Genomic DNA, 2,948 nt, shown 5'->3' with positions numbered 1-2,948 from the left:
AGGCTCGTACAGGGCTGACAGCGCCGTTTACTGAACGGTCGCGCCGCCTTCCTCTTGCATGCGCTGCAGCTCTTGCGCGTACAAGGCATCGAAGTTCACCGGGGCCAGCATCAGGGCCGGGAACGAACCGCGGGTCACCAGGCTGTCCAGGGTTTCGCGAGCGTACGGGAACAGGATGTTCGGGCAGAACGCGCCCAGGGTGTGGCTCATCGAAGCGGCGTCCAGGTTCTTGATCAGGAAGATCCCGGCCTGTTGCACTTCGGCGATGAACGCCACTTCGTCACCGTTTTTCACGGTAACCGACAGGGTCAGCACCACTTCGTGGAAATCGTCTTCCAGGGCTTTCTGACGGGTATTCAGGTCCAGGCCTACGCTCGGCTCCCACTGCTGGCGAAAGATCGCCGGGCTTTTCGGGGCTTCGAAGGACAGGTCGCGGACATAAATGCGCTGCAAGGAGAATTGCGGTGCGGCTTCTTCTTCAGTGGCAGCAGTGTTCTGTTGGTCAGTCATCGCAGATCCTTCTTACTTCAGTTCTGTTGATAGGAATTCAAGCCTTGAGCAACGCGTCGAGCTTGCCGGCGCGCTCCAGGGCGTACAGATCATCGCAACCGCCCACGTGGGTGTCGCCGATCCAGATCTGCGGCACGGAGGTACGCCGGGCCTTCTGGGTCATTTCGGCGCGCAGTTGCGGCTTGCCGTCGACCTTGATCTCTTCGAAAGCCACGCCTTTGCTCTGGAGCAAGTGCTTGGCTCGGGAGCAATAGGGGCAGTAATCGCTGGAGTAGACTACTACGTGGGGCATTTCACTTCACCAGGGGCAGATTGTCGGCTTTCCAGCTCGCAACGCCACCGGACAGTTTGGCGGCGGTGAAGCCGGACTTCATCAGTTCGCGGGCAAGGGTACCGGCCTGCTGGCCTTGGGCGTCCACCAGGATCAGCGTCTTGGCCTTGTGCTTTTCCAGTTCGCCAACGCGTGCGATCAGTTTGTCCTGCGGGATGTTCAGCGCGCCGACAATATGACCGGCGGCGTATTCCTTGCTCGGGCGGATGTCGATCACCACGCCGGCATCCTTGTTGACCAGCGCCGTCAGCTCGCCAGTGCTCAGGCTGCGTCCGCCGCCCTGCATCGTATGGGCCAACAGCAACGCCAACAGTACGACGAAGATACCGACGAGAATGTAGTGGTTAGTGGCAAATTCAATCAGGTGAGCAACCATCGAAGGAGGTTCCAGGGCGTTAAAATGTCGGCCAGTATACACAGCACACAAGGCCGGCCAAACCCCGCCCGGCGGTGACGGCATCGGAACTTACCTTTAAACTGCCCGTCCCTTTTCCATCGTCTTCTTTCAACCAGCCACGAGTGGATTCCATGACTACCACGCCTAAACCTTTGGTCCTGATGATTCTGGACGGCTTCGGTCACAGTGACAGCCACGAATCCAACGCCGTATACGCGGCCAGCAAGCCTGTACTGGATCGCCTGTGGGCCACCGTGCCGAATGGCTTGATCTCCGGCAGTGGCATGGATGTAGGCCTGCCCGACGGGCAGATGGGCAACTCCGAAGTCGGCCACATGAACCTCGGCGCGGGCCGCGTGGTGTATCAGGATTTCACCCGGGTGACCAAGTCGATCCGCGATGGCGAATTCTTCGAGAACCCGACCATCTGCGCCGCGGTGGATAAAGCCGTGGCCGCCGGCAAGGCCGTGCATTTCATGGGCCTGCTGTCCGATGGCGGTGTGCACAGCCACCAGGATCACCTGGTCGCCATGGCCGAACTGGCCGCCAAGCGCGGCGCCCAAAACATCTACCTGCACGCCTTCCTCGACGGTCGCGACACGCCGCCGAAGAGCGCCGAGTCGTCGATCACGTTGCTGGACGACACCTTCAAGGCGCTGGGCAAGGGCCGGATCGCCAGCCTGATCGGCCGCTACTTCGCCATGGACCGTGACAATCGCTGGGACCGCGTCGCCCAGGCCTACAACCTGATCGTCGACGGCAATGCCCAATTCCACGCCGCCACCGCTCAAGAAGGCCTGCAAGCCGCCTATGAACGCGGCGAAAGCGACGAATTCGTCAAGGCCACCACCATCGGCGCGCCGGTAAAGGTCGAGGACGGCGACGCCATGGTGTTCATGAATTTTCGTGCCGACCGGGCCCGCGAACTGACCCGCGTATTCGTCGAAGACGATTTCAAGGAGTTCGAGCGCGCCCGCCAGCCGAAACTGGCCGGTTTCGTGATGCTGACCCAATACGCCGCCAGCATTCCCGCGCCATCGGCCTTCGCCGCCGGCAGCCTGGAGAACGTGCTGGGCGATTACCTGGCGAAAAACGGCAAGACCCAGCTGCGCATCGCTGAAACCGAAAAATACGCCCACGTGACCTTCTTCTTCTCCGGCGGCCGTGAAGAGCCCTTCCCGGGCGAAGAGCGGATCCTGATCCCGTCGCCGAAAGTCGCCACCTACGACCTGCAGCCGGAAATGAGCGCGCCGGAAGTGACCGATCGCATCGTCGATGCCATCGAGCACCAGCGCTACGACGTGATCGTGGTGAACTACGCCAACGGCGACATGGTCGGCCACAGCGGCGTGTTCGACGCGGCGGTCAAGGCGGTGGAATGCCTGGACACTTGCGTGGGTCGCATCGTCGACGCCCTGGAGAAAGTCGGTGGCGAAGCCCTGATCACGGCGGACCATGGCAACGTCGAGCAGATGTCCGACGAATCCACCGGCCAGGCCCACACCGCCCACACCACCGAGCCGGTGCCGTTCATCTATGTCGGCAAGCGCGACCTCAAGGTCCGTGAAGGCGGCGTGCTGGCTGACGTTGCACCGACCATGCTGATGCTGCTGGGCATGGAAAAGCCGGCGGAAATGACCGGGACTTCGATCCTGGTCTGATTGATCCATCAATCACCGCAACCCCTGTGGGAGCGAGCTTGCTCGCGAT

The 2,948-nt window shown here is 61.6% G+C and carries 4 protein-coding genes; 1 reads left to right on the top strand and 3 read right to left on the bottom strand.

Going from position 1 to position 2,948, the window contains the following annotated elements; translation table 11 throughout:
- Positions 1 to 27: 27 nt before the first annotated feature.
- From secB to OC610_RS24580, 3 genes are read right to left on the bottom strand one after another with little or no spacing between them, the layout of a single operon-like run.
- Positions 28 to 510 (bottom strand): protein-export chaperone SecB, encoded by a 483-nt coding sequence (secB, locus tag OC610_RS24590; RefSeq protein WP_030141471.1) that lies wholly within the window; start codon positions 508 to 510, stop codon positions 28 to 30.
- Positions 511 to 547: 37 nt separating this feature from the next.
- Complete coding sequence (grxC, locus tag OC610_RS24585) at positions 548 to 802, bottom strand: glutaredoxin 3 (protein WP_030141472.1); 255 nt, start codon at positions 800 to 802, stop codon at positions 548 to 550.
- A 1-nt stretch (position 803) separates the two neighbouring features.
- Positions 804 to 1,217 carry a rhodanese-like domain-containing protein gene (locus OC610_RS24580; RefSeq protein ID WP_264431557.1) on the bottom strand — a complete coding sequence of 138 codons (414 nt, stop codon included), beginning with the start codon at positions 1,215 to 1,217 and terminating at the stop codon, positions 804 to 806.
- Between the two features lie 152 nt (positions 1,218 to 1,369).
- Here OC610_RS24580 and gpmI point away from each other — a divergent pair, with 152 nt between their 5' ends.
- On the top strand, positions 1,370 to 2,899 hold the full coding sequence (gpmI, locus tag OC610_RS24575) for a 2,3-bisphosphoglycerate-independent phosphoglycerate mutase (RefSeq protein ID WP_264431554.1): 1,530 nt from the start codon (positions 1,370 to 1,372) through the stop codon (positions 2,897 to 2,899).
- Positions 2,900 to 2,948 lie beyond the last annotated feature (49 nt).

Origin of the sequence: Pseudomonas agronomica (assembly GCF_025917275.1) — a bacterium.
Classification (GTDB): domain Bacteria; phylum Pseudomonadota; class Gammaproteobacteria; order Pseudomonadales; family Pseudomonadaceae; genus Aquipseudomonas; species Aquipseudomonas agronomica.
This window is presented reverse-complemented; position numbering and strand designations above follow the sequence as displayed.

Excerpts from the sequence above, each read along its gene's own strand:
- secB (WP_030141471.1), bottom strand. The coding sequence starts at position 510 with ATGACTGACCAACAGAACACTGCTGCCACTGAAGAAGAAGCCGCACCG.
- grxC (WP_030141472.1), bottom strand. The coding sequence starts at position 802 with ATGCCCCACGTAGTAGTCTACTCCAGCGATTACTGCCCCTATTGCTCC.
- OC610_RS24580 (WP_264431557.1), bottom strand. The coding sequence starts at position 1,217 with ATGGTTGCTCACCTGATTGAATTTGCCACTAACCACTACATTCTCGTC.
- gpmI (WP_264431554.1), top strand. The coding sequence starts at position 1,370 with ATGACTACCACGCCTAAACCTTTGGTCCTGATGATTCTGGACGGCTTC.